The organism is Alteraurantiacibacter aestuarii (assembly GCF_009827405.1).
In the GTDB taxonomy this organism is placed as follows: domain Bacteria; phylum Pseudomonadota; class Alphaproteobacteria; order Sphingomonadales; family Sphingomonadaceae; genus Alteraurantiacibacter; species Alteraurantiacibacter aestuarii.
Genome location: NZ_WTYY01000005.1, coordinates 156188 through 174884, shown reverse-complemented (window position 1 = coordinate 174884; position 18697 = coordinate 156188). Strand labels below are relative to the sequence as shown.

The following is an 18697-nucleotide window of genomic DNA, read 5'->3' as shown; positions in this document are numbered from 1 at the left end:
GGGCCGGAGGTTTCCCTCCGGCCCCTTTTTTGTGACCTTGCGGTCTTCGCTTAGCGACCCGAACCCGGACCGTAAGTGATTTCCACGCGGCGGTTCTGCAGTTCGCGAACACCGTCAGCGGTAGCAACACGCGGCATGCTTTCGCCGAATGCTTCGCTGGAGATGCGCGCTGCCGGAATGCCGCGGCCCGTCAGGTAAGCCTGGACGCTGGCGTTACGACGTTCGGACAGGCCGACGTTGTAGGTTGCCGAGCCGGAGCGGTCAGCGTGACCGGCCAGCATGATCGCAGCGGTGCCGCAGTTGCCATAGGCAGTGACAGCACTGTTGAGAACGGTAGCAGCCTCAGGCGTGATATCCGACTGATCCCAGTCGAAGAACACGATGTACGGGCCCTGGTTGCACTGCACGACCGGCGGCGGAGGCGGCGGAGGCGGAGGCGGCGGGGGCGGAGGAGGCGGCGGCGGCGGCGGCGGAGGAGGCGGAGGCGGCGGTGCCACCGGCTCGGAACCACCGAAGGCATGACGCAGCGTCAGCCCGCCGGAGTGGACCTGATGGGTATCCCCGATCCAGCCCTCATACCCCAGCCTGACCGAGGTGTTCGCGCCCAGGCTGGCAGCCAGACTGGCCCCCGCCACGATCGCATCCTCATCACGCTGCGGCCCAAGGATGGTGAAAGTGGAACCCGGCTGATCGGCATAGGATGCCAGGAAGCTGGTTGGCGCATCCTCGAACTGGTGACGCCAGCCGACCTTCACTTCAGGGGTGATCCCGGCGAAGTGACCCGCCAGTTTCAGGCCCAGTTCGGAAGCGGCATAGGAATCCTTGGCATCGAACACCGCCAGGTTGGCACCGGGAAGCCCGGTCTCCGTAAAGCCAGCCATCTTGACCGAGACATAATCGATGCCCGCATAAGGCGTCAGCGATGCCCCGCCCAGCGGCAGGCGGTAACCCACTTCACCGCCAAGACTCCAGATCTTGGAATCGGGCGATGAACTGGCCACGCCGGCAATCGAACCGATTGCGATCGAACGCACAGAATCGCTGTTCAGATCGGAATAGCTGCCCGACGCCTTGATGTAGAAGCTGCCCGGATCGTAAGCGGCATACAGGCCGACCTGATAGCCTTCGGATTCGATCCGGCCGTTCCACAGGTCGAACTTGGCATCATTGTTGATGATCCCGCCGCCGATGCCGATCACACCGTAATCGCCCAGCGTGACATCGGCGCCCATGGCAGCAATCCACTGCTTGCCGCTGAGGCCGGAGGCATCCTGCGCGCTGTCGGTATCGATATCTTCCGCGCCATAGTTGAAGGTGGCCCAGATGCCGGCAGCAGTTTCCCTGCGGCAGGACACCGAACCATCGTTCAGCTGCAACGCGGCGCATTCGCCCATGTCACCGATCAGGCCGTTGAAGCGCGAACCCATCCAGCCCAGCGATTGCAGGTGCGTGGCATATTGCGCGCCGTGCATGCTGCTGAGCGCGGAGCGATAGTCCGACCCATCGTCCATCAGGAACATCTCTTGCAGTATGGTGGCAAAAGGTCCGGTCAGCGTGGGCGAATAGACATCCTCAATCGCATCGGCAGCAGATTGCTGGTTGGGATTGAGGCCAAAGCGCGCATCGCCAAATGGTGCCCTGCTTATCGTCAGGTCGACATTGGACAATGTGTCATAGGTTGCCAGCGGATCGAGGAAGATCGATCCGGTATCGGTGGTGACGGAGGCGAATGTGCCGTTCAGCACATTGGCATCGATGATGTCGTTGAAGGAATACACATCATCATACAGGCCGTTGGGCGTGTTGAGGACGGTCACCAGATTGGCGCCGGTGATCGTGGCGACATTGGCGTTGACGTAGGGATAGGCAACCTGCGCATCAGCCGCCAGCGTCGCACTGGGCAGTTGCAGCGCCAGCGTGCCGCCGCTCGCGAGGGTGAAGCTGTCCACATTCACCGCAGCCGGTCCGCTGTAGGACGGGTTGTTGAGCGGATCGTTGACCAGGTACAATGTCCCCCCGTTCGCAACGGTCAGGCTGCCCACCAGCGGGCCCACCGGACCCGCTGCTGCAATCAGCCTGTCAGTGCTGGCCGTCGCGGTGGACAGAAGGCCGATGCCGTTCATCTCGGCGACCGGGTTCACCGTGCCGTCGAGCGTGGTCACGCCGCTGACCACGGTGATCGCATCGTCCTGGCTCAGCACGATGTCACCATAGACATAGCTGTTGCCGGAGAAGTTGACCGCCGCCCGGTTGGGCGCATCGTACAGGCTGATCGCGGTGCCGTGCTGGAAGGTGGCGCCGCCATCCACGCTTTCGCGCGCAATGATCGAACCGCCATTGTTCAGCAGGGTGAAGACATCGTCCTCACCCGGCAGAACGGGCGAGTCATCGAACGTGACCAGATGCACGCCATAGGCTTCCGAGTACCCGTCATTGGTCACCGCCGATACGGAGATGGTGCCGCTGTTGGTCAGCGTCGCATTGACCACTGCCGCCTCGAACAGCACGCCTGCTGCCTCGGCATGGCTGCCAAGTGCAATCACCTGCGTGGTACGCGCATCGGTAGTCATCAGAGGCTGCGAACCCGAGGCGGAGACCGCCACGGTCAGATTGCCCGAATTGACGACACTGCCGGTGATCGCATTGGTGGCCGCTTCTTCCCAGACGACAGGCCCTTCATCCTCGCCGGAGCCGCCGTGGCCGTTCTGGCCATTTTCGCCGCTGTGGCCCTCCTCGCCGCCATGACCGTGGCCTTCCTCGTCTTCAGGAAGCTCGACCGTGGGGTCCCATGTGGCCATGAATTCCATGCCCACAGCACCGGCATAGGCCGGGCCGCCATCAGACACCGAATCGGCCGACACGGTCATGCTGCCCGAGTTGGAGACATCCAGATTGACCGGCTCTCCCCAGACCCTGAGGCCTGCTGCTCCGGCCTGCGAATAGGCACTGCCTTCGCTGGCGGTCGCATCGGCGGACATCGCAACCGAGAAATCGCCGCTATTGTGGAAACCGGCCAGACCGCCGCCGCCTGCACCCAGGCCGAACAGTTCCTGCTCGACGCCGGTACCGAAGGCTGCTGCTTCGACATACTGGCCGCTGGCCGTGGCGCTGCCGCTGATATCAACCGAACCCGAATTGACGAACTGCGTTTCCGCATAGCCGGTCATTTCCGATTCCTGCAGGATAGCGGCTTCCATGGAGGTGAATGCACCGCTGGAATTCACGGCGTTGGAAAGCGAGCTACCGTGGATCACGAGGTCACCGGTGTTGATGAACGTCGCGGTACCCGTGCGCCCGACAAAGCTCTCCGGCCCGCCCGCTTCTGCGGTCTGGACCAATGCCGAGCTCATGGAGGTGCTGGCATAGCCATCATCGTCCGAATTGGCAGTCGAACTTGCCGAAACGGTGATCAGCCCGTCATTCTGGATAGACAGGTCGATAGTGCCTTCATCCTGACCGCTGGCCTGGCCCTTCATCACGATCGCACCATCGATCAGCGCATTTGCAGTTGCCTGGTTGAAGGCCGTGGCAACAGAAGTTGCGTCAATCGCCAGCACGCCGCCAGCCGCATTGATCATGCTGACAGAAGCGCTATCCACGCCCGTCCCGTTCACCGCGCCGCGAATATGCATCAGGCCATGTTCGCCGCCGCCGGTGGAGGCGGTCGCCGTGGCATCGGAATCGATAGTGTCGCCGCTGCTCGTGGCGATGGCGCTGGTCGAGAAATCAAGCGAGCCGTTGTTGGTATAGATCGTCTGCACGCTCGCATCGCCAGAGCCATTGCCCTGCGCCCGCATGAACAAGGCTTCCTGCAAGGTGGCATCGGCGGTTGCCGGGCCGTCGGACACGGCAGAGGCGTTGGCGAAGGCCTGATAGAAGCCATCATTCACGCCGGTGACCACAGCCGTCCCGCCGCCGCCGCCTTCAACGGTGGCTTCCTGGTGCAATCCGCCGATCACGCTGGCGTCGGCCGTGGTGGTGACATCATCCTCTTCGGCAGTGCCGCTGGCATCGGCAAGCGCGCCAATGGTCAGGTCACCCACATTGGACATGGTGATCGCCAGATCGGCGTTGGGCGCGGTCAGGATCTGGCTGACGGCATCCTCAACATGGGCGGTTGCAGTTGCCATGTTGGACGGGTTGGGTGTCGCGGTGGAACTCGCCAGGATCGTCACCGATCCTTCATTGCCGAGATAGAGCGTGATGGGATCGACCACGTCGGCAGGTGCCTTCATGGTGTCATTGCCGCCATCCGGCTCTCCCACCGCCAGGCGTTGGACGAAGGTGCCGGTAGGAACGCTGACAACCTGCGAATTGGCCACCGGGCTGCCGGTTGTGGTGACGCCGGTTTCCAGCACTTCACCCGCCTCGAACGTGACATCCGGTCCCAGATCTTCGCCCGGAACGGTTGTTTGAACGACGTTGCCAGCCTGTGCCGCCACGATGCTGGAAATGCACATGCTGAGCACCGAAACACCGGTAGCCAGAGCCAATTTCCTTGATCCACTTATCATCGTAAACACCCTCATCTCTATCATCGGATTGAACAACTGATCGCCATTCTGACGATCAGCGGGGTGTGTCCCATTGATCAAAATCAAGAACTAAGTAAACCACCGTAAAATGTCATAAATTGCGCTATGGCGTTGTTTTATAGTATATATTTTCGCTCACATCTGACACGGTCAGCTGCCGAACCCGCCGCCGCCGGGGGTCTCGATCTCGAAAATATCACCTTCGCCGAGCGGGGCAGAGGCGGTGGCGGGCAGGCTGTCGATCTGCCCGCTGGCGCGGATGATGCGGTTGCGGCCCGGCGCCGCGTCTTGGCCGCCGGCCAGCCCGAACGGGGCCACCAGCCGCCGTCCTGAAAGGATGTTCGCCTGCATGGCTTGCAGGAAGCGGATGCGGCGCACGGTGCCATCGCCGCCATGCCATTTGCCGTTCCCGCCAGAGCCCTTGCGCACCGAAAATTCTTCCACCAGCACGGGGAAGCGCTGCTCAAGGATTTCGGGATCGGTCAGGCGTGAATTGGTCATGTGCGTCTGCACCGCATCGGCCCCGTCAAAGCCGGGACCGGCGCCCGCACCGCCAGCGATGGTCTCGTAATACTGGTGCGCCTCGTCGCCGAAAGTGAAGTTGTTCATCGTCCCCTGACTGGCCGCCATCGCGCCCATTGCGGCCATCAGCGCGTCGGTCACCATCTGGCTGGTCTCGACATTTCCTGCCACCACGGCGGCGGGATATTCCGGGGCGAGCATCGATCCCGCCGGAATGCGGATTGATACCGGGCGCAGGAACCCATCATTGAGCGGCACCGGCAGATCGGTGAGGCAGCGCACGGCATAGAGGCAGGCGGCGCGCACCACGCTGGAAGGCGCGTTGAAATTGCCCGGCTGCTGGGGCGATGTGCCCGCAAAGTCGATTTCGGCGGACCCCGTCTCGCGGTCCACGCTAACGCGAACCGCAATCACCGCGCCATCATCGAACACCGCTTCGTGCGCGCCATCGGCAAGCTGCTTCAGCACCCCGCGCGCCGCGCCTTCGGCATAGTCGAGCAGATGGCCCATATAGGCCGCCACCACGTCCGCGCCGTAACTCTCCGCCATTTCCAGCAGCCGCGTGCTGCCGCGCTGGCAGGCGGCGAGCTGGGCGGCGAGATCGGCGATGTTCTGTTCCACATTGCGTGCCGGATAGGGGCCGGATGAGAGGATCTTGCGCAGGTCATCGGCCAGGAAATGCCCGTCGCGCAGGATTTCCACGCAATCCAGCACCACGCCCTCCTGCTCGATCGACGTGCTGTCAGACGGCATGGAGCCGGGGGCAATCCCGCCAATATCGGCATGGTGCCCGCGCGCGGCGGTATAGAAGGCCGGCGAGGCCTGTCCGCCGGTGAACACCGGCCGGATCACGGTGATATCGGGCAGATGCGTACCGCCCTGATAGGGGGCGTTGAGCGCATAGCCCATCCCCTCGCGCATGGCATGGCCGTGCCGGGCAATCACCGCGCGCACGCTGTCACCCATGCTGCCCAGATGCACCGGCATATGCGGTGCATTGGCGATCAGATTGCCGTCGGCATCAAAGATGGCGCAGGAAAAATCGAGCCGCTCGCGGATATTGACCGAGCGCGCCGAGTGCTGGAGCGCAGCCCCCATCTCCTCGGCAATGGCCATGAACAGCCCGCCGAAAATCTCCAGCCGTACAGGATCGAGAGCGGTGGTAATTCTCGCCTCGCCCTGCCGCGCATGGCGGGTGAGCACCACCATGCCTTCTGCGCCCGCCTCGGCCTGCCAGCCCGGCTCGACGATCATCGTCGCCACGGGGTCGACGATCATGGCCGGACCGGGCAGCGCCTCGCCGGTCTTGAGGTCGGAGCGCGCCAGCACCGGGCACAGATAGTCCGCCCCCGCCATATGGCATTGCGCCTGCCCTGCCCCGCTCGCCTGCCGGGTGACTGCGGCAAATTGCAGCGCGCCGCCATGCTGCGTGGGTGCGATGGCATCGACGCGCAGACTCTCCACCACCAGCGCAGCATCGCTGTGATAGCCAAAGCGCGTGTGAAAGGCGGCGGCGAAGGCTTCGCGCATGGCCTGCTCGCCCGCCAGCGGCACGGATATCGTGCTGTCGCCATTGGCGTGGCGGATATGCGCCTGCGCGCTTACTTCCACCGCCGCAGGATCGATGGCCTGCGCCGCCATCGCCGCGCGCGCCTCATCCGCCAGCCGCCCGGATATCAGCGCAAGTTCTGCGCCGGCATCCAGTGGCAGACCGCAGCTCTGCTCCACCGTGGTGCGCCGGTCCGCCAGCCCCATGCCATAGGCAGACAGCACGCCGGAAAGCGGGTGCAGCAGCACAGTCTCTATCCCCAGCGCATCGGCCACCAGGCAGGCATGCTGGCCACCCGCGCCGCCAAAGCAGTTGAGCGCGAAGCGCGCCATGTCATGCCCCCTAGCGACAGAAATGGCGCGGATGGCATTGGCCATATTGGCCACCGCGATGGCGATGAAGCCTTCCGCCGCCGCCTGCGCGCTCATCCGCTTGCCTGTGGCCTGCTCTACCTGGCTCAACACCTCTTCCATGCGCTTCAGTGACGCTGTGCGGTCAATCGGCTGGTCACCCTCAGGTCCAAACAGGCGAGGGAAATGATCCGCCTGCAATTTGCCCAGAATGAGATTGCAATCGGTCACCGTCAGCGGTCCGCCTGCGCGGTAACAGGCCGGACCCGGCTGCGCGCCCGCACTCTGCGGACCCACCAGAAAACGTGCACCATCGAAGCGGCAGATCGACCCGCCGCCAGCCGCCACCGTATGAATCCGCATCATCGGGGAACGAACGCGCACGCCCGCCACGCGGTTGTCACTATCGCGCTCATATTCCCCGGCGAACAGCGAGACATCGGTGGAGGTGCCGCCCATGTCGAAGCCGATGGCGCGGTCATATCCCGCGCGCAGGCTGGTCTGCGCCATGCCCACGATACCGCCTGCCGGGCCAGACAATATCGCATCCTTGCCGCGCAGGAACTCTGCCGCCACCAGCCCGCCATTGCTCTGCATGAACAACGGCTTCTGCCCCTCACCCAGCGCCGCTGTCAGACCCGCCACATAGCGGGCGAGAACCGGGGAGAGATAGGCATCGACGCAGGTGGTATCCGCCCGCCCGATCAGCCTTGCCAGCGGGCTGGCGCGGTGGCTGACGACGATCTCGGTAAAGCCCACGTCGGCAGCGATCTGCGCCAGTTGCTGCTCATGCGCGGTGAAGCGCCAGCCGTGCATCAGGGCGATGGCGATTGCGCGCAGCCCCGCATCATACGCCGCCTGCATCCCGGCGCGCGCAGCTTCGGTATCCAGTGCGCGGTGACTGGTGCCATCCGCCCCGACCCGCTCATCGATTTCCAGCACGCGCGCAGGCAAGGGCTGCGGCTTGACGATGGCGCGGGCAAAAATGTCCGGCCGCTCCTGCGTGCCGATGGCCAGAGCATCGCCAAAGCCGCGCGTTATGGCCAGCAGCAGCGGCTCGCCCTTGCGCTCCAGCAGGGCGTTGGTGGCCACGGTGGTGCCAATGCGGATATCGGCTGCGGGCAGCGGTCCCTGGGCAATGCCGGTCAGCTGGCGGATCGCGGCAACGGCGGCATCGTCATAGTGCGCCGGGTCTTCTGACAGCAGCTTGGCAGTGTGGATCTGTCCGTCAGGGCGGCGCGCCACGACATCGGTAAAAGTGCCGCCACGATCGATCCAGAAATGCCATTTTTGCGCGCTCATCGCCCGGTCCTATGCCGCATCACGCGGCTTGCGACAAATTGATGCAAGAGCACCGACCTAGGGCCACTTGGCAGGCGGGCCGCTAGCAGCTAGACTTTATCAATAAGCATAAGTTCTGCGCCCGATGCTGTCTGGCGCGATGTACCAGTTCAAATCTTGGAGAAGCTCATGGCCTACCGGGTCACCATCAACGGCGAAACGCGGGATATCGATGCACCGGAGGACATGCCTCTCCTGTGGGTGCTGCGTAACGAACTGGGCATGACCGGCACCAAATTCGGCTGCGGCATCGGCATGTGCGGTGCCTGCACCGTGCATGTGGACGGTGTGGCCACGCGCAGCTGCGCGCTGCCTGTGGGATCGATCGGCGAGCGGCAGATCTCCACCATCGAACATCTCTCGCAAAGCCCCGTCGGCGCTGCCCTGCAGCAGGTGTGGCTGGACGAAGACGTGATGCAATGCGGATATTGCCAGGCTGGGCAGCTGATGAATGCCACCGCCCTGCTCACGTCCAACCCCAATCCGAGCCAGGAAGAGATCGAGAACTCGATGCGCGGCAATATCTGCCGCTGCGCCTGCTACAAGCGGATCAATTCGGCGATTGCCAAGGTTGCAGCGGAGGGCCCGTCCAATGCGTAACTCTGAAACCCTCGCAGGCGGACCACAGCTCGGCCGCCGCTCTTTCCTGAAGGCTTCTGCCGTTGCCGGCGGCGGTCTGGCACTGTCCATGAGCATTCCCATCGCCTCACGCGCGATGGCGCAAGGCGGTCCGGCTGAACTCAACGCCTTCATCACCATCCATCCTGACAACACCATCACCATCATCGGCAAGAACCCCGAGATCGGCCAGGGCATCAAGACCATGCTGCCCATGCTGATTGCCGAGGAGCTGGACGCGGACTGGGATTCCATCTCGATCCTGCAGGGTGATACCGATGCGGCCAAATACGGCCTGCAGCTGGCCGGCGGCAGTTTCGCCACGCCAATGAACTGGATGCCGATGCGCCAGACGGGCGCTGCCGCGCGCGCCATGCTGATCCAGGCTGCTGCCCTGCGCTGGGGCGTTGATCCCGCATCGCTGCGGACAGAGCCGAACCTGGTGGTGGACCCGGCTTCGGGCCGCTCCGCCACGTATGGTGAGCTGGCATCCGAAGCGGCCACCGTGGCCGTTCCCGATCCGGCAACGCTGACGCTGAAGGATGCGGCGGACTTCCGCATCATCGGCCGCCCCATCGGCGGGATCGACAGCCCCAAGATCGTTCGCGGGGAGCCGATTTTCGGTGTCGACACGCAGCTTCCGGGCATGATCTATGCCGCTTACGAGCGTTCGCGCGTGTTCGGCGCAAAGCTGGTCTCGGCAAATCTGGATGCAGCCAAGGCGGCACCGGGCGTGATCGATGCCTTCGTGGTCGAAGGCAATGGCAATGCCGAGGAACTGGTCGATGGCGTGGCCATTCTGGCCAGCAACTGGTGGCTGGCCAACAAGGCGCGTGAGAAGCTGGAAATCAACTGGGACAACGGTGAATGGGCAGACCATTCGACCGCCAGATATGCCGAGACTGCGCGCGAATTGATGGCAGCGGGTGAACCGCAGGAAGTCTTCGCCACCAAGGGCGATGTCGACGGTGCGCTGGCATCTGCGGCGCAGGTTCTGGAAGCCGAATATCATTATCCCTTCCTGGCCCACGTGCCGATGGAGCCGATGAACTGCACCGCGCTGCTGCGTGAAGACGGCATCATGGAAATGTGGGCCCCTTCGCAGACCCCGCAGGGCGGTTTGCAGGCGGTTGCCGGATATCTGGGCGTGGCGCCTGACAAGGTCATCGTCCACATCACCCGTATGGGTGGCGGGTTCGGTCGCCGGCTGACCAATGATTACATGGTCCAGGTGGCGGCTATCGCCAAGCAGGTGCCCGGAACGCCGGTGCAGCTGATCTGGAGCCGTGAAGACGATGTGCGCACCGATTTCTATCGCCCGGCAGGCTGGCACAAGCTGCGTGCGGGCCTGGATGAAGCTGGCGAGCTGGTCAGCTGGGATGACCATTTCATCACCTTCGACATCGGCGGCGGGGCATTCAACCCGGCGGTGATGTCTGCCGAAGAATTTCCGGCCAAATACGTGTCCAACCTGCGTTATGCGCAAACCAAGATGCGCACCGCCGTGCCGATGGGGGCGCTGCGCGCGCCGACATCCAACGCCATGGCTTTCGTGATGCAGAGCTTCCTTGACGAAGTGGCGCATGCGGCGGGCAAGGACCTGCCCACGCTGCTGCTGCAGATCGTCGAAGGTGAGCAGGCCGAACCCACCACCATGGGTTTTGCCGGGCCGCAGGTCGGCTTCGACCCGGGCCGTCTGCGCGCCGTGACGCACAAGGTCCTGGAAATGGCCAAATGGGGCCAGCCGGTGGCAGATGGCCATGCGCTGGGCTTTGGCTATTACTACAGCCATCAGGGCTATTTCGCCGAAGTGGTGGAAGTCAGCCTGTCCGATCGCAACCAGGTTGAGGTACACAATGTCTGGACCGCGGGCGATGTCGGCAGCCAGATCATCAACCCCTATGGCGCGATGAACCAGGCCGAAGGCGCGATTATCGACGGGCTGGGACAGGCGCTGTCACTGGCTGTGGAGATCGAGGGCGGCGCGACCAAGCAGTCCAACTTCCACAACTACCAGCTGCCGCGCATGCCGATGGTGCCGCAGATTCACGTGGAATTCGTGCTGTCCGACAATCCGCCGACCGGCCTTGGTGAACCGGCCCTGCCGCCGGTCATCCCGGCGCTGACCAACGCGCTGTTCGCCCTGACCGGCAAGCGCGTGCGCAGCCTGCCGATCGATACGAGCCTGTTTGCGTAAATCCTCTTCAGCGGGCCGGATCAGTCCAGACTGAATATCCGGCCCGCCAGCCTTTTCACTTCCGTCCTGTCGTGACTGACCAGCAGGGTCGGAACCTGCAATTCGTCGCGGATGTCCTCGATCAGGCGCCTGATATCGTCGATCCGGGCCGCGTCGAGCGAGGCCATAGGCTCGTCCAGCAACAGGAAGCGCGGCGCTGACAGCAGCGCCCGCCCGATCGCCACCCGCCGCACTTCTCCGCCAGAGAGGGTGGCGGGCCAGCGTTGGAGCAGGTGGGGAATTCCCAGCAGGTCGACCACCTTGTCACGCGTGATCCAGCGATCTTCGGTGCGCGCCATCTTCTCGCCATAAGCAAGATTGGCGGCGACTTTCATGTGCGGGAACAGCCGCGCATCCTGGAACACATATCCCGCGCGGCGCTGTTCTGGCGGCAGGTCGATGGCGTTGCGGGTATCCAGCAGCACTTCACCGGCGATGGCGATGCGCCCGCTGTCTGGCCTCATCAGCCCGGCGATGCAGTTGAGCACGGTGGTCTTGCCCGCGCCCGATATGCCCACCAGCGCGGTGAGCGGGGCGTTGCTTTGCAGGTCGAGCACGATATCGCGCTCACCAATGCGGTGGCGCAGGCTGATCTCAAAGTACATGGGCGCGGCTCCCGGCAGACCTGCGCACCAGCATCTCCGATACCAGCAGGGCGCCAAGCGAGAGCAGGATGGAAATGATCGCCAGCCGGGTCACCTGATCCTCCCCACCGGGCATTTGCAGGCCGCTGTAAATCGCCAGCGGCAGCGTGCGCGTTTCACCGGCGATATTGGAGGCAAAGGTGATGGTGGCACCAAATTCCCCCAGCGAGCGGGCAAAGCCCAGCACCGCACCGGCAAGGATACCCGGCAGGCTGAGCGGCAGGGTGATGGTGGCAAAGGCGCGCCATTTGCTCGCCCCCAGGCTGCGTGCCGCGCCCACCAGCCGCCGGTCCACCGCCTCGATCGACAGGCGCATGGCGCGCACCATCAGCGGCAGGGCCATGACCGCTGCTGCCAGCGCCGCGCCGGTCCAGCGAAACACCAGCGTCACGCCCAGCACCTGTTCCAGCCATGCACCGATGGGGCCGTTGCGGCCAAACAGCACCAGCAGCAGCCAGCCGGTCACCACCGGCGGAACCACCAGCGGCAGATGCACCAGCGCATCGAGCAGCATGCGGCCGGGAAAGCGCCGCCGCGCCAGCAGCCAGGCAAGGCCATAGGCGACCGGCATCGTCCCCAGCACCGCCACCAGGCTGACCTTGAGCGACAGGGCAACCACCGCCCATTCCATCGGCGAGAGGGCCAGGCTCATCGCGCCAGCCCAAAACCATAGGCGGCAAATATTGCGCCTGCCTGATCCGAGCGCAGGAAGGTCAGGAATTCCGCCGCATCGGCGTGACTGCTGGAGGCCAGCTGCGCCGCCGGATAGACAATCGGATCAAGGCTGCCGGCAGGAAACAGGCCCGCCAGCCCGCCCTTGGTCATGGCCTTTGCATCGGTCGCATAGACGATGGCGTAGGGAACCTCCCCGCGCTCAACCAGCGCCACCGCGGCACGCACGCTGTCAGTCGGCACGGCCTGATCGCGCAGAGCTTCCCACTGGCCAATCCGCTCCAGCGCGGCCCTGGCATAGCGGCCTGCGGGCACGCTGTCCGCATCGCCCATCGCAAAGCGGGCCTTGCCGATCAGCAGGGCGGGCGATTCCCGGTATTCGCCTTCAGGCGTGTGGTTCTCATCGCCCACGATCACCAGATCATTGGTCAGCAGATCATGGCGCGATCCGGCCCTGACCAGATCGCGATCCTCCAGCCAGTCCATCCATTCGCTGTCGGCGGAAACGAATATATCCGCAGGGGCGCCTGCCTCCACCTGCCGTGCCAGAGAGGATGTTCCGGCAAAGGACAGCACCGGGCGGGCATGGCCCTGCGCTTCCCAGCTATCGGCAACTTCCTCCATCGCATCTGTCAGGCTGGCGGCGGCAAGCACCACCGGACCGCGCTGCTGCGCCGGCGCACAGGACGCGAGCAGCGGCAGAGCCAGCCAGATGGCAAGGAGGATTCGCAAAGCGGAAGTCACCGGCGGTGCTGTATACAAGGGAATATAGCGGGTCCAGCCCGGGCAGGCGCAATCCGGGCCGGATCAGCCTTGGTGATCGGATCGCGCGAGGTCGTTCATCGCGCGGCGCATCCGGCGTGTTTCCGGCTTGCTGGCCCGGATGGCGAATTCGGTCGGCTGGCGGACCGGGATCATCATCGTGCAGCGCACGCCGGCGGGATCGAAAATCAGCTCCACCGGATTGCGCAATTCATGCGCCACGATACGTTCGATCAGATCGGTGCCGAAACCGCGGCCACGCTGCTGCGGCACTGCCGGTCCGCCGCTTTCCACCCATTCCACCCTGACCAGCGCTTCTCCGGCCATTTCCCACGTGATGGTGACCTTGCCGCCGGCCCGGCTGAGCGCGCCATATTTGGCGGCATTGGTGGCCAGCTCATGCATGGCCAGACCCAGCGACAATGCATCATTGGGGGCGAGTTCGATTTCCGGCCCGGTCGCCTCTACCACGTGGTCCTTGTCCTGCGCATAAGGGCGCAGTTCGGCCTGCACCACGTCGCCGATCGGCGTGGTGCCCCAGTCGGACTTGGTCAGCAGGTCATGCGTGGCGGACAGCGCCCGAATGCGCCCGTCCAGCCCGTTGGCGAATTCGCTGACATCCTCTGCCCGCCTGCGGGTGAGGGCGATGATAGACAGGACATTGGCCAGCGTATTCTTGACCCGGTGGTTCAGTTCGCGGGTCAGCGAATTGCGGATCGATGCCTGTTCCTCAAACCAGATGAGCGAGGCTTCGTCCTCCACCGCCTGCTGCGTCAGCATGCGCACGAGGAGCATCAGCAGGCTGGCCACCAGCATGCCGAAGATCAGGGTCGCCATCGAAAGACCGGAAAGAAAGCCACTGTCCGCGCGGCTGACTTGCAGCACGAAGGGCGCGTTGGCGATGGTCACCAGTTCGCGGTGCTGCTCGCGCTCCTCGCCACTGGAGATAATTGTGCTGGCCAGCAGGTTCTGCTCGGTCGCCGAGCCATAGAACAGGCTGACGCCGTAATTGCCGGCATCTTCCAGTTCGAGCGCGCTGGAGAGGAAGTCCTGCGCGTTGAAGGGGCTGTAAATGAAACCGCGCAAGCGCCGCCCGCCGGGCGCTGCTTCAAACACCGGCATATAGATCAGGAAGCCGGGCTGCTCGCCATCGCCTTCCTGTTGCAGCACCACCTTGCCACTGGCCGTGGGCCGCGCTGTCCGCTCTGCCTCCTGCATGGCCGCGCGGCGCACCGGATCTGAGTACATGTCAAAGCCCAGCGCTCGTCGATTGCGCTCCGTATCGGGCTGCAAATAGGTCACCGGGACAGAAAAGGGCTGATCACCTGACGGGCGCGGATAGAGCCGGGCCGCGACAGTCGAATCGGCCTGGAGAATCACCTCGAACGCGTCGATTTCATCGGGACGCACCACCATTGCCCAGCCAATGCCTTCCGCACCGCGATAATCGGCATCGAGCCGGAGTTCGCTGACAAAGCGCCGGAAACTGGCGGGCGGGACAGAATCGAGCGAAGCCAGCAGGGCGGCTCCTGCCCGCAGATAGGCGCTGCTGGCATTGGCCCGCCGCTCCAGCGCCGAGGCGATGGCGATGGTGCGGCTGCTCAGTTCGGCGGAAGCCTGCCGCTCCTCGCTGCGCTCAATCGAGAAAATGGACAGCACCGTGATCGCGGAAATCAGCACGAAGATGCTGACCGGCAATGCACGCGGAAAGCGGACGAGCCATCGCTGCACTTTGCTGCGTCTCTGCTTTACCGTGTTCACCGAAAAGGTCCCATCAACACCCCGTTGCGATTAGATCAGTCCATCGGGGAACCGTAGCGCGCCCATTTCGTTCCAATTTTACGCAATAGCAGACCAGTGCATTATTATGGCGGTGCACTGGCGCAACACTTTTGCAGTGCACAGCGTGGCTGTGACTGCCAGACTGGACGGGTTTGAAACAGACAATGAGTGATCGTGGCAAGAATGGCGGAGATGGACATGACAAGTCCGGAAAGATGAAAGCCGGCGGCGCAGTGCCAGTCAGCAAACCTGATTGGGCCGATGGCCTGAAGCAATTCTATGATTCCGTCGTGGATGAACCCCTGCCTGACGATCTCGCAGCCCTGCTTTCGAAACTAGACGATGGCGCCAGCGAATGAGCGGCGATGAGAAACGCCCGCTTCCAAAGCGAAGTGCGGAGGACAAGCGTGACTTCAAGAAGGCACTGACCGATGTAGTTCCGCACCTGCGCGCCTTTGCCCGCGGCTTGTGCGGACGCCCCGATATGGCCGATGACCTTGTGCAGGAAGCCCTGCTCAAGGCGTGGGCTGCGCAGGAGCGGTTTGAACCTGGCACTTCCATGCGCGCCTGGACCTTCGTGATCCTGCGCAACGCCTATCTCACCGATATGCGCCGCAACCGCTTTCGCGGGGAGTATGATGAAGGCGTGGCCGAGCGCATTCTGACAGCGCCGGCCGGCCAGGAAGAACCGATCCACCTGTCCGATCTGCACCGCGCCCTGCTGACCCTTCCGGCGGAACGGCGCGAAGCCTTGCTGCTCGTGGGTGCAGGCGGCTTTTCCTATGAGGAGGCGGCCAGCATCTGCGGCTGCGCCGTTGGCACGATCAAGAGCCGCGTGGGCCGCGCGCGTGCGGCATTGACCAGCATGATCGAGGATGGCGACATCCCGGATCGGGCAATCGGCGACCCGTCTGCCCACCGCGCCATTCTGGAAGAACTGGATGAAGTGGCCGCCGGGCGCGGTGAAACCGAACCAACCAGATGACGCACACTTGATCGACGGTGCGGGCAGCGCCATGCATGAATTCGATTCGGGGGGAATAGTGGCGCGGTCATGAAGACACCAACGCAAGTCAAAGGTCAGGAAAAGCCGCAATCGCCGGTGCGCAAACAGGCCATGACTTTTGCGGCACAGGAACTGCGCCTGATCTCGGCGCTGGTCCTGTTGCTGGCAGTTGGCCTGTTTCTGGCCCTGCCGTTCGTTCTTTCGATCGGCGCCATCGTCTTCCTGCCGCTGGTCACCGCGATTATTCTCACCATCCTGCTGTCCCCGCTGGCAGACCGGCTGGCCAGCTGGGGCGTGCCCAACTTCATCGCATCGCTGATGGCGCTGCTGCTGTTTCTGGCAATCGTGTCGCTGGCGCTGACCGTGGTTCTGCGCCCGGCGGTGACCTTGTTTGACGAAGTACCCGCGATGATTGCCCGCATTGGCGAGCATTTCAGCCACCTCAAAGGGTCCATGCAGTGGATCGTGCGGCTGAACGAACAGGTTGCCGGCATCGTCGGCGCGGAGAGTGGGCAGCAGGTGGTCCTGGCCGGACCGTCCATGCTGGAACAGCTGGCCTTTGCCACCCCCACCGTGGTGCTGGAAATTCTGCTCACCATCATGCTGGCGTTCTTCATGATAGAAGCCCGCGTGCGCCTGCGCCGCCGCCTGCTGCTGCAACGCCAGCAGGTCGATTCCAGCCTCAAGGCAGCGCGGGTCATGCGCGAGGTGCAGGACCGGGTGGCCGCCTATATCCTGACCGTTGGCCTGATCAATCTGGGCGTTGGCGTGATCGTGGCGCTGGGCGCCTGGGCGCTGGGCATGGATGCGCCGGTGATGTGGGGCGGACTGGCGGCGCTGCTCAATTTCCTGCCTTACATCGGCCCGATGATCATGATCGCGCTGCTCACCCTGTTTGGTCTGGGCACCGCCGATGTGCCGTTGATCGGGCTGATTCCGGCCGCCGCCTATCTGGGGCTGCATACGGTGGAGGCCAATGTCATCACGCCTTCGGTCCTGGGCGCCCGCTTCACCATGAACCCGGTGCTGATCCTGCTCGCCCTGTCCTATTTCAGCTGGATCTGGGGCGTGACGGGCGCGCTTCTGTCCGTTCCCATCCTGCTGACGCTGACCGCACTGGTCGATCATCTGGGCAAGCCCAACCTGATCGGTTTCCTGTTTGGCGAACCGCTGTTTGCGACCAACATCCTGGAGCTGGCAGACGAGGATTGAAGGCCAGCCTGGCCCGACCTTGCCTTTCTCAAGTAAAACGATAGGCTGGGGGCAACCCTGTGTGCCGGGATGGATGAATATTTGCCGGGCGCTGCACATGCAATAATCATGGTGGCCCTCCTGCGTTGAAATTCCGGACAGGGAAGAGGATGCTTGGAGGGGAAGACCATGCGTTTATTTCTTACCGGAGTGGCAAGCGCCACCCTATTGGCAACAGCTGCATACGCTCAGGACACTGACTGGGGCTTTTTCGAAGACGAAAACGGCGTGATGCAGGCCGGCGTGCAATCGAGCGGCGGCGACCAGCTGATCCTGAAATGCAATGAGCCGGGCGATCGCAGCGTATTCGCGCTGATCTACACGCCTGAGGCACTGGGAGCGCCCAGCACGCGGGCATCGATCAGGGATGTGACCCTGCTGTTTGACGGCAGTACGCCGCGCGATGCCAAATGGCGCTATTATCAAAATACGGTGGAGGCGGTGAACACGCGGCGCGACCGGGCGCTGATCCCGTTCCTGGAAAGCCTGGCCGATGCCAGCCATATTGAAGTGCGACTTGATCCGGTGGACGGCGCGCGGCGATCGATCGAATTTGATGTGGCCGGCGCGCGCGATGCGATTGGCCGGGTTTACGATAGCTGCGGGGATCAAAATCCGCTCGGCTGACATTGTGCCGCCGCAACTCTGAGCTGCGGCCTTGAGCCGCAACCCTGACATGAAAAAGCCCGCCCCGTCCATGCGACGGGGCGGGCTTTTCATTGTCCGAACAAATGTGGATCAGGCCGGATAGGTCCAGGCGCTGCCACGGGCCAGGTTGTCCGCCGCAAAATCCCAGTTGAGGTGGCCGTCGACCACTGCGCTCAGGTAAGACGGGCGGGCATTCTGGTGATCGAGGTAATAGGCGTGTTCCCACACGTCGATGGTCAGCAGCGGGTTGAAGCCCTGATCCACCAGCGTATCGCCGTCATGCGTTTCCTCGATCGAGAGCTTGCCGCCCTTTTCAGCCAGCCACACCCAGCCGCTGGCGAAATGGCCTGCGCCGCGATCCTTCAGCTTGGCCTTGAGATCGTCAAGCGAGCCAAAAGCCTCGTCAATCTTGGCAGCCAGATCGCCCGAAGGGCCGGTGCTGCTGGACGCGAGCGAGTGCCAGTAGAAACCGTGGTTCCAGCTCTGCGCGGAATTGTTGAACAGGCCCTGGTTGGAGCCGCGCGCCGCCGCGATCACGTCTTCCAGAGACTTGCCTGCAAGATCGGTGCCTTCGATGGCGGCGTTGGTCTTGTCGATATAGGCCTTGTGGTGCTTGCCATGGTGATAGCTGAGCGTTTCTGCACTGATTGCCGGAGCCAGCGCTTCGCTGTCATAGGGCAAGGAAATAAGTTCGAAAGCCATGTGGATCCCTTCCTGTCGGTCTGCTGTTCAATAGGCCAACGCACAAAACGCGCATCGGTTGCAAATGATCTGCCTGTTA

13 protein-coding genes are annotated in these 18697 nt (G+C 63.5%); 6 read left to right on the top strand and 7 right to left on the bottom strand.

The genetic code is table 11. The features are described from left to right. Positions 1-50 precede the first annotated feature (50 nt). Complete coding sequence (locus tag GRI32_RS10935; RefSeq protein WP_419866770.1) at positions 51-1394, bottom strand: autotransporter domain-containing protein; 1344 nt, start codon at positions 1392-1394, stop codon at positions 51-53. Positions 1395-4685: 3291 nt separating this feature from the next. Next, a complete protein-coding gene (locus GRI32_RS10650) occupies positions 4686-8258 on the bottom strand; it encodes a hydantoinase B/oxoprolinase family protein (RefSeq protein WP_160592059.1) in 3573 nt (1190 codons plus the stop codon). Between the two features lie 168 nt (positions 8259-8426). Here GRI32_RS10650 and GRI32_RS10645 point away from each other — a divergent pair, with 168 nt between their 5' ends. Together GRI32_RS10645 and GRI32_RS10640 are read left to right on the top strand one after the other, a co-directional pair. After that, on the top strand, positions 8427-8897 hold the full coding sequence (locus tag GRI32_RS10645; protein ID WP_160592057.1) for a (2Fe-2S)-binding protein: 471 nt from the start codon (positions 8427-8429) through the stop codon (positions 8895-8897). Next, a complete protein-coding gene (locus GRI32_RS10640; RefSeq protein WP_160592055.1) occupies positions 8890-11112 on the top strand; it encodes a xanthine dehydrogenase family protein molybdopterin-binding subunit in 2223 nt (740 codons plus the stop codon). The genes GRI32_RS10645 and GRI32_RS10640 overlap by 8 nt, the downstream gene beginning before the upstream one ends. A 20-nt stretch (positions 11113-11132) precedes the next feature. Here the strand turns inward: GRI32_RS10640 and GRI32_RS10635 are convergent, their stop codons facing one another. The 4 genes from GRI32_RS10635 to GRI32_RS10620 are packed head-to-tail and all read right to left on the bottom strand — an operon-like array spanning position 11133 to position 14990. Further along, complete coding sequence (locus GRI32_RS10635; RefSeq protein WP_160592053.1) at positions 11133-11756, bottom strand: ATP-binding cassette domain-containing protein; 624 nt, start codon at positions 11754-11756, stop codon at positions 11133-11135. Continuing rightward, positions 11746-12447 (bottom strand): molybdate ABC transporter permease subunit, encoded by a 702-nt coding sequence (gene modB, locus GRI32_RS10630; protein ID WP_202386037.1) that lies wholly within the window; start codon positions 12445-12447, stop codon positions 11746-11748. The genes GRI32_RS10635 and modB overlap by 11 nt, the downstream gene beginning before the upstream one ends. Beyond that, positions 12444-13229 carry a molybdate ABC transporter substrate-binding protein gene (gene modA / locus GRI32_RS10625; RefSeq protein ID WP_202386036.1) on the bottom strand — a complete coding sequence of 262 codons (786 nt, stop codon included), beginning with the start codon at positions 13227-13229 and terminating at the stop codon, positions 12444-12446. The genes modB and modA overlap by 4 nt, the downstream gene beginning before the upstream one ends. Positions 13230-13274: 45 nt before the next feature. After that, positions 13275-14990 (bottom strand): CHASE domain-containing protein, encoded by a 1716-nt coding sequence (locus tag GRI32_RS10620; RefSeq protein WP_337190201.1) that lies wholly within the window; start codon positions 14988-14990, stop codon positions 13275-13277. 185 nt (positions 14991-15175) lie between these two features. On the opposite strand from GRI32_RS10620, the gene GRI32_RS10615 reads away from it, so the two are divergent. The 4 genes from GRI32_RS10615 (at position 15176) to GRI32_RS10600 (ending at position 17895) form a co-directional block, all read left to right on the top strand. Next, positions 15176-15370 (top strand): NepR family anti-sigma factor, encoded by a 195-nt coding sequence (locus GRI32_RS10615; protein ID WP_237437522.1) that lies wholly within the window; start codon positions 15176-15178, stop codon positions 15368-15370. Next, positions 15367-15996: a sigma-70 family RNA polymerase sigma factor gene (locus GRI32_RS10610; RefSeq protein WP_160592049.1), complete on the top strand. Its 630-nt coding sequence runs from the start codon at positions 15367-15369 to the stop codon at positions 15994-15996. The genes GRI32_RS10615 and GRI32_RS10610 overlap by 4 nt, the downstream gene beginning before the upstream one ends. Positions 15997-16065: 69 nt before the next feature. Then, positions 16066-17229, top strand: a complete 1164-nt coding sequence (locus tag GRI32_RS10605) for an AI-2E family transporter (RefSeq protein ID WP_160592047.1) — start codon at positions 16066-16068, stop codon at positions 17227-17229. A gap of 168 nt (positions 17230-17397) precedes the next feature. After that, positions 17398-17895 carry a hypothetical protein gene (locus tag GRI32_RS10600; RefSeq protein WP_160592045.1) on the top strand — a complete coding sequence of 166 codons (498 nt, stop codon included), beginning with the start codon at positions 17398-17400 and terminating at the stop codon, positions 17893-17895. A 111-nt stretch (positions 17896-18006) separates the two neighbouring features. On the opposite strand, the gene GRI32_RS10595 is transcribed toward GRI32_RS10600, so the two are convergent. Beyond that, positions 18007-18618 carry a superoxide dismutase gene (locus tag GRI32_RS10595; RefSeq protein ID WP_160592043.1) on the bottom strand — a complete coding sequence of 204 codons (612 nt, stop codon included), beginning with the start codon at positions 18616-18618 and terminating at the stop codon, positions 18007-18009. Positions 18619-18697: the final 79 nt, after the last annotated feature.